The 8491-nt window shown below is 64.1% G+C and carries 8 protein-coding genes; all 8 read right to left on the bottom strand.

The window, feature by feature from the left end; all coding sequences use genetic code 11:
* Window positions 1–56: 56 nt before the first annotated feature.
* The gene (locus RTM68_RS03105) at window positions 57–1028 is read right to left on the bottom strand and encodes a ParB/RepB/Spo0J family partition protein (RefSeq protein WP_312168114.1); all 972 of its coding nucleotides are present in this window, start codon (window positions 1026–1028) and stop codon (window positions 57–59) included.
* Window positions 1028–1903 (bottom strand): ParA family protein, encoded by an 876-nt coding sequence (locus tag RTM68_RS03110; protein WP_312168116.1) that lies wholly within the window; start codon window positions 1901–1903, stop codon window positions 1028–1030. Before RTM68_RS03110 ends, RTM68_RS03105 begins: the two co-directional genes overlap by 1 nt.
* Window positions 1904–2188: 285 nt before the next feature.
* Entirely contained in the window at window positions 2189–2641 is a 453-nt protein-coding gene (locus RTM68_RS03115; RefSeq protein ID WP_312168119.1) for an AAA family ATPase, read from the bottom strand.
* A gap of 3033 nt (window positions 2642–5674) precedes the next feature.
* On the bottom strand, window positions 5675–6334 hold the full coding sequence (rsmG, locus tag RTM68_RS03120) for a 16S rRNA (guanine(527)-N(7))-methyltransferase RsmG (RefSeq protein WP_312168121.1): 660 nt from the start codon (window positions 6332–6334) through the stop codon (window positions 5675–5677).
* Window positions 6334–6813 carry a R3H domain-containing nucleic acid-binding protein gene (locus RTM68_RS03125; RefSeq protein WP_274618097.1) on the bottom strand — a complete coding sequence of 160 codons (480 nt, stop codon included), beginning with the start codon at window positions 6811–6813 and terminating at the stop codon, window positions 6334–6336. Before RTM68_RS03125 ends, rsmG begins: the two co-directional genes overlap by 1 nt.
* A gap of 8 nt (window positions 6814–6821) precedes the next feature.
* Window positions 6822–7892: a membrane protein insertase YidC gene (gene yidC / locus RTM68_RS03130; protein WP_312168123.1), complete on the bottom strand. Its 1071-nt coding sequence runs from the start codon at window positions 7890–7892 to the stop codon at window positions 6822–6824.
* Window positions 7893–7895: 3 nt separating this feature from the next.
* Window positions 7896–8246 carry a membrane protein insertion efficiency factor YidD gene (gene yidD, locus RTM68_RS03135; protein WP_194764376.1) on the bottom strand — a complete coding sequence of 117 codons (351 nt, stop codon included), beginning with the start codon at window positions 8244–8246 and terminating at the stop codon, window positions 7896–7898.
* Window positions 8243–8491 (bottom strand): ribonuclease P protein component (gene rnpA / locus RTM68_RS03140; RefSeq protein ID WP_312168124.1); only part of this gene is annotated, 249 nt, incomplete at its 5' end. The genes yidD and rnpA, both read right to left, overlap by 4 nt.

Genomic DNA, 8491 nt, shown 5'->3' on the forward strand with positions numbered 1-8491 from the left:
CCCCTCATCGTGGTGACCACGCGAGTCTATGGGAATACTGGTGTTCTAGGGGGTGGTCACGCCGGTCCGAAGCCGGATTCGCCCAGTTCCTCGAGAATGCGGTTCAGATCCTGAATCGACGCGAAGTCGATGATCACCTGGCCCTTGCGTGCACCGAGAGACACCTTGACCCTGGTGTTGAGGCGGTCTCCGAGGTTGCCGGCCACCTCGTCGAGGTACGCGCGACGCGCACCTGGGGTGGGCTTCGGCGTACGACCGGCCGACGTCGACGGCTGGCTCTTGGCGGCGGCTTCGGTGGCGCGCACGGACAGGTCCTCGTTGATCACCTTGTCGGCCAGACGCTGCATGGCCTCCGGGGAGTCGAGGCTCAGGATCGCGCGCGCATGACCTGCGCTGAGCACTCCGGCCGCGACGCGCTGCTGCACGGGAACAGGCAGCTTGAGGAGGCGGATGGTGTTGCTGATCTGCGGACGTGAGCGCCCGATGCGCGTGGCCAGCTCTTCCTGGGTGATCCCGAAGTCCTCGAGGAGCTGCTGGTAGGCGGATGCCTCTTCCAGCGGGTTCAGTTCGGAACGGTGAAGGTTCTCGAGCAGGGCGTCGCGCAGAAGGTCCTCGTCTGCGGTCTCACGCACGACAGCTGGAATCGCATCGAGCCCGGCCTCACGGGCGGCGCGAGTACGGCGCTCGCCCATGATCAGCTCGTACTCGCCCTCGGAGTTCTTCCGCACGACCACGGGCTGCAGCACACCGAACTCGCGCACGCTGTGCACGAGCTCCGCGAGATCCTCGGGGTTGAAGTGCGTGCGCGGCTGGCGGGGGTTCGGCACGATCTTCTGCGGATCGATCTGGATGAGGTGGATGCCCGGCACGACCTCGAGGTCGGGCTCCTCCTCCGCCACCGTGGCCGCCTGGTCGGTCGCAGGCCGCAGGCTCGCGCCGGGGAAGAACACATCGACCGGACGCTCAGCCTGGTCAGCGGTGGGAATCAGGGCTCCGATCCCCCGGCCCAGTCCAGTGCGCTTCGCCATCATTTCTCCTTGCTCTGCGTCGCTGTGCGCGACGCGATCTCGACGGCAGCCTCGCGGTACGCGACAGCGCCGGCCGATTGCCCATCGTAGGCGATCACGGTCTGACCGAAACTCGGCGCCTCCGACATCCGCACAGAGCGCGGGATGACGGTGTCGAGCACCTGGTCCGGGAAGTGGGTGCGGACCTCATCGGCGACCTGCTGCGCAAGACGGGTACGCCCGTCGAACATGGTCAGCAGAATGGTCGAGAGATGAAGGTCGGGATTCAGATGCTTCTGGATCATCTGGATGCTGCCGAGCAGCTGGCTCAGGCCCTCGAGTGCGTAGTACTCGCACTGGATCGGGATGAAGACCTCGTCGGCCGCGGTGAACGCATTGATCGTGAGGAGGCCCAGCGACGGCGGGCAGTCGATGATGACGAAGTCCATCGGATTGCTCTCCAGGTAGTCCTGGAGAGCCCGGCGCAGGCGGTGCTCGCGAGCCACCTGCGCGACGAGCTCGATCTCTGCTCCTGCGAGGTGGATCGTGCTGGGAGCGCAGAAGAGGTTCGCGTCCTCGGGGCTCTGCTGCACGATGTCGGCGAGAGGAACCTCATCGATGAGAACGTCGTAGACGCTCGGGACGTCGCCGCTGTGTGGGACTCCCAGCGCAGTGGAAGCGTTGCCCTGAGGGTCGAGATCGATGACGAGAACCTTCGCCCCGAGCCCGGAGAGTGCTGCGGCGATGTTCACCGCACTCGTCGTCTTTCCGACTCCACCCTTCTGATTGGAGACGGTGAGCACGCGGGTCTCCCCCGTGAACTCGACCTTCACGGAATCGAGCACCCGACGTCGTGCCGAGAGGTCGGCGATCTCGCGCGCGAGTGGCGTATCCATGCCGAAAGAATCCTTCGGTGTTGCCTTGTCGGACTGTTTCACGTGAAACATCCACTCCTTTCGGGGCCGTGTTCCACTCTAATCGCTGAGGCCGACGTTGCCCCGCATGAGCGCCGACCTGTGGATCCGGTCGAGCACACCTGCCCTCCGGCACTCTCGTCCTCCCACCCGGCGCGCGGCGTGGTGAGGTGTCGACGCTGGCTGATCACTGACTCCTCCTGAAGGAGCACGCCGTCCGTGCAACCCATCCTGAGATCGAGTCGTGTCGACGTACTCCGTGTTGTTTCACGTGAAACGTTGGCGGTAGAGGTCATGCACGATGTCGACCGTGTCACCGATAGGTGCTGTCGCGTCAAGCTCCAGCGTCGCCGTCGCTCGCAGTAGAGGCTCGATGGAGTGCATGTTCGCGATGATCTCGGCGCGATCCCCCGACGATTTGCCGTACGGGTTATCGTCGCGCGCTTCGATCCGGCCCAGCATCACGTCGAGCGGTGCCGTGAGCAGAACGACGTGATGGAGTGAAGGGTAGAACTCCCCTTGGTTCGCGACGGTTCCAGAGACGATCACATCATCATGTGCCCGCAGCAGTTTCGTCATCCTTTCGGTGATCCAGTCCCCAACGGAATCCTTCCAGCCGAGGTCATCTGTGTCGACTGCGAAGGCGCCTCGACGGGTGAGCTCCCGGATCACCGTTGACTTGCCCACTCCGGACATGCCGGTGATCAGAACTCGTGCCATGTCGACACGCTATCCGACCCGTTGCATCGACCGCGCGTACTCAATCATCAGTGGTGACGCAGATTCACGTGGTTTCCGGGTACCCCAGTGCCAGAATGCCCAAAACGGCGCTCTATCTGCAGAGGATCAATCTGGGAGCGCTCGCTCGAGAAGTGAGCGCCTCGCCGCACTATCGCGAGAAGATCTCTCTCCGAAGTGCAAAAGCACTACTCCACGGCTATCAAAACAGACCATTCACTGGGGAAGCGCGAGTTGCCCCTTCACATCACGATTTAGACGTAGCGCGAGGTCGGAGCAGCGTGCACACGCGCCACTCATCCGCACCTCATCCGCCAAACGGACGGCGCCACCGCGGTAGGTGGCGAACATACGCACCGGACATATCCGGCAGGACAAGAGCCACGAAGGAAGGGGTTGACGGCCTCGAACTACGCCGATGTTTCACGTGGAACGCGCAACCGGCGCCCGCTTTCCCTGCCGACCGGGGTCCTACCCCCTCCCCCATTCCACGTCGCCTGTGCCCCTCTGACGCCCACATTCTCGGCGACACATCGGGAGCTCCTCGAAGCAGGATCGGGACGTAGACAACACTCGACAGACCGACCCTGGCTGGCACGCCGTAGCTTCCCTCGTCCCCATCCCTGCCCTGCGCGGCCTCAGCGCTGTGTGTCGGGAACGAGTGCAACACTCGTGAGACTCTCGCGAGGGCGTCACCAGGATTCCGCGCCCTCTTGCGAGGATGGCCGCTCCACACTACTCGCGCGCTCCCCAACCCGCTCGAGGGTGATGCCTCCACAGCTCGCGATGCCCGGGATGACCACCAGGATTCCGCGCTCTCGTTTCGAGGAGGGCCACGACACTCTTCTCACGCATTCCGCGACCGGCTAAAGGGCGATGCCTTCACAGCTCACGATGCGCGGGATGACGGCGCCACGTCGCCACAAGACGGTGAGTCATCGGCGTCACCCTCTACGTGAGACCTAGGTAACGCTTGGCATCTCGCCACCCTCCCGAGGCCCGCCATCTTCACTGCCCCCCACTTGTGAGAGCGGGGACAGCAGCCGGAGGTCAGACTCTCACCCGGAGACTTGGCGCCTTCGCGCCGCAGGTGAGGCCGGCATATGTGGCACCTCTCGCCGCTTGCTGCTCCCCGGCTGGGAAGCCCGTGGACCTTCTTGCGTCCTCACCTCCTGGATGACTGGCCGCACACGATTCCGACCGCGCCCCCCACACAGACCACTCCGACTCACGACAGGCGTGATCTTGTGCCGCCGGCTACACACCGCACGCTGTGCGCCGCAGTTTTCCCTCGCCACCGCTGCTCAGTTCACACCTCTACCGTCGCCGGCGGCGTCATCGCTCGCTGACCGTGTCACGAGAATCGACCTGTAAACCCGTTTCACGTAAAACATCCCATCGATTGGCTCTCACGCTGCCCGTCGCGACTGTCCTGCCTCACCAACCAGCTGCATTGATTCTCATGCCATCGAGCTAGTAACACCCGCGAGAGATCGAGCCACCAGCAGTGTGACGTGCTCGGTAGCCCACTACTCACCCGTTCGCGTCCGGCAGGCAGAGATCGATACTTCATAAGCCGGGCGCGGATCGATGACCTGGCCGGCCGAGCCCAGCGCAACAGCAGCGTCGAAGACCTGAATCCGCTCGATCTGATGGCCAACGGCGGCTTCCCTGTCACGGCCCCAGGACGCCGATCGATTGCAGTGCCATGAGCACGCGGTCAGTGGTGGTATTCACCACAGATCCGCGCACGCATCCGAGACGATAGCCCACCACTCGCCACGCGCCACCCGCCGACCGCCGACCGCCGACCGCCGACCGCCGACCGCCGACCGCCGACCGCCGATAGTCGCTGAGGTTTCACGTGAAACACGGCGACGCGCTGACCGCTGGTGTTCGCAGCAGCCGGGGTGGGCCAGTTCACCGGCTCGAGAGGCGAAAGGGTGGGTCCACCACGGCTTCATGCAGGCTCGGCACCATCTCACTCCGGTGTTTCACGTGCAACATGACGCGCCTCTCTATCTCGGTTGTTTACTCACCCGCTCCGTGGCTGGGAATCCCGGGTCCACCACCGCTACCACCCCACCGTCGCCGCACGGGGTCAGTGAAGACATGATCGTTTCCTTGGAGGCTGGGCTCCACTCAACGCTTGTTTCACGTGAAACGTGCAAGAGTGGAGGTCGCAATCACCTGGTCCCTCGACCCCAGGGGGACCCCACATCAATCCTGGTTTCCTGCAACGCGCAGGTGCTCGCTGCACATACCCCGCGACATTTCCAGAAGCGAACTCCAGTCGGGACCGCGGGAAGAGATGGACGTCCCTGGCCAGGCATCGTGCGCCACGACGAGACTCGATCAGCCCCTTCCCTGTGGTGACCTGGCGTCAGACCCACCCTCGTCCCATGTCCAGCACAGCAACGAGTGTTTCACGTGAAACACTCTGATTCCATGCAACACCGCGCACGGGATGGTTACGCGTCAAAGAAGCATCCGAAGAGCGCCTGACTCGTGCGCAGGTTCGGCCGCACCGCATTCGCGTGCAGCCATCCCCCATCGAGCCGGCGAAACACACCAATGACGTCGCACCGCATTGCTTTCTCAGGCTCGTCGACAGCACTCTATGTTTCACGTGAAACAGCCTGATACCTGCGAGCTGGTCAAGGCTCCGAGGGTCAGGCCCTCAGTAGAACGTCAGAGGACATCGAACGACGTCGTGGCTCGGGCGATCGACTGGCATGAGATCAGCACCCATCGACGAGAGCTCGTTGCGTCGACCCAGCAGGACGAAGACCACTGCCCCTCCCCGCGACACTGCCCACGGTCGGAGACGCGACCGTGACGTGTCCACGACAACACTCGCACGCAAGCCCCGGGTGCGAAGAATCCGCTCGTCTCGCAGCCGTGCCCGAGACGGCCCGCCTCCACTCCCGGCAAATGTTTCACGTGAAACATGCATCCCTGCAGATCGGATGCACTGCCTAGCGGGACTTACGCGCCGTTACCGCCGGCAAGCGGTCAGCGCACGCGGGCCCGCAGCACGCGCGTGGTCTCGGGAAGAACGCCCTCGCCCAGTACCTCGACGCGCACATTCGACAGTCGGAATTTCTTGATCTGCTTCTGAGCAGCGTCGATCTCGTTCGACACGTTCATTCCCTTGAGCAGCGTGAGCTCACCACCATCGCGGACCAGCGGCGCCGTGAGAGGAATGAGAGTGCGCAGCGCACTCACCGCACGAGCCGTCACGACGTCGAAGCCGCCGGGTCGCTGAACCTCTTCGGCACGGGCACGAACGACCTCGACGTTCGGCAGCCCCAGCGCCGATACCTGCTCGTTGAGCCAGGTCACTCTGCGTTCCATCGGCTCGACCAGAGTGAACTGGGCGTCCGGACGCGCGATCGCGAGCACGATACCCGGAAGACCGGCTCCAGACCCGATGTCCGCGACCGATCCGCTGAAGAGCGGAGCAGCGATCGCGCTGTTCAGGATGTGTCGAGTCCAGAGACGAGGAAGCTCGAGGGGACCGATCAGCCCCCGCTCCTCGCCATGCTCAGCCAGCGCGGCGGTGAACTGACGAGCGAGCTCTATGCGATCGCCGAACATCTCCCCCGCGACGGCGGGCTCGGTCTCCACGACGCTCGTCACGTAGGCATCCGCCCCCGTGGACTCGGACGACATCAGCGACGGCGCAGAACCGTGTGACGATCCGCGCCCTCACCGTACGATTCCGAGACAAGTCCCTGATCAGCGGCAATATCGTGCACCAGCTTGCGCTCGTAGCTCGACATGGCGGGCAGCGATGCCTGGGAGGCGCCGTCATCAAGCTTGGCCGCAGCCGCGTTCACGAGCGTCTCGAGCTGGCGGCGCCGAGTGTCCCGCGATCCGCCGATGTCGAGGATCAGACGAGAGAAGGAACCGGTCTTGTTCTGCACCGCGAGCCGCGTGAGCTCCTGCAGTGCCTGCACGGTGTCGGGTGCCGAGAGAAGCGACAGGCCATCGCCCTCAGCCTCCACCGACACGTACGCGCGTCCCTGACGCACGTCGAGGTTGAGATCGCCATCGATGTCGGCGATGTCGAGCAGTTCCTCGAGGTAGTCCGCGGCGACGTCGCCCTCGTTCTCCAGCTGAGCCACGGTGGGCTCGACGGTCTCCGTCATGTTCTCGCTCACGCGCCGCCACCCTTCTTCTTCGCTCGCTTCTTGCCGACCGGCTGCTGACGCTTCGGAGCCTCGGCCTTGGCCTTCTCGACCTCTTCGAGCAGGCGCTGCTGCTCGGCCTCGTACGCGGCCATCGGAACGACCTTGCCCGACGAATCGATCGCCTTGCCCTTGCGCGCCAGGCGCTCCTCACGGGCCTTGGCCGCCTCGGAACCAGGGGTGGGCATCTCGCGGATGACCAGGAACTGCTGACCCATCGTCCACAGGTTCGAGATGAACCAGTACACGACGACGCCGAGCGGGAAGAAGATACCCGAGAAGATGAAGCCCAGCGGAAGGATGTAGAGCATGATCTTCTGCATCTGGTACGCCTGGCCGGTCTTGGCCTCGGGCGACAGGTTCTTCGAGATGATCTGCAGCTGAGTGAAGAACTGCGACGCGATCATGAGCACGACGAGGACCACCAGGATGACGATCGCGACGGTGTTGCCCGCGTCGACCGCGTTGCCGAGGGTCTCGTGCAGGGATGCGACCCCGAACAGCTGCGCGTCGTAGAACTGCTCGGTGAGCTCGGCATTGAGGAGACCGACGCCACCGATGCCGGCCGCGTGGTGCTTCGTCACGTCGTTGAGCACGCTGAACAGCGCGAAGAAGATCGGCATCTGCACCAGGAGCGGAAGACAGCTCGACATCGGCGTCGTGCCGTGCTTCTTGTACAGCGCCATGGTCTCGCGGCTCATGGCCTCGCGAGAGAGCTGATCCTTCTTGCCTCGGTACTTCTCCTGAACTTTTCGCAGTTCAGGAGCAATTTCCATCATCTTTCGCTGGCTCTTGATCTGCTTCACGAAGAGCGGGATCAGAGCAGCGCGGACGACGATCACGAGTCCGACGATCGACAGCACCCACGTGAGACCGGATGCGGCAGGAAGGCCCACCGCCGTCAGCAGCCAGTGCCAGGCGACGAGCACGAGCTCGACCAGCCACTTCAGCGGCCAGAGGATCGTCCCCAGCAGATCGAATCCGCCGGAGGCGGGCGCCGGCGAGGGCGTGGTGCTGGCGAACAGAAGGTCAAGACCCACCGATCAATCCTTTCGGGAAGGGACGACGAAACCGCGGGCGGTCAGGTCATAGCGGAAGTGTTCATGCGGACGGACGTCATCGACGCCGCCGTGGCTCCAGGGATTGCAACGGAGTATGCGCCATGCCGAGAGCATCGTTCCCCGCACGGCGCCGTGCTGTTGCACCGCACCTACAGCGTAAGCGGAACAGGATGGGTAATAGGCACACACGTCTCCGTACATCGGAGAGATCACCGCCCGGTAACCGGTCAGGAACCCGAGTACGAGGTTCCTCGGCACCAGTGGGATGCTGCGCACCAGATCTCGGGGCTGCAGTCGTGCGCTTCCGAGTGAGGATGCCGGGAGCGCCGTCATGTCGTCACCGGCGCCAACCGCCCGAGGCAACGGTTCACATCCGCACTCAGTTCGGCGTAGCTCGCGGTCGCGGACGCAGGAAGGGCACGGATGACGACATCCGTGCCCTCGGGAACTCGCGGGAGCGCCTCCGCGCAGACGGCCTTGAGGCGTCGACGAACGGAGTTGCGCACCACTGCGGTGCCAACCTGCTTGCTGATGATGAATCCGAACCTCGCGGCTCTGCTCTCGCCCGTCGTCAGCAT

This window comes from Microbacterium sp. (assembly GCF_031988965.1).
Lineage (GTDB): Bacteria > Actinomycetota > Actinomycetes > Actinomycetales > Microbacteriaceae > Microbacterium.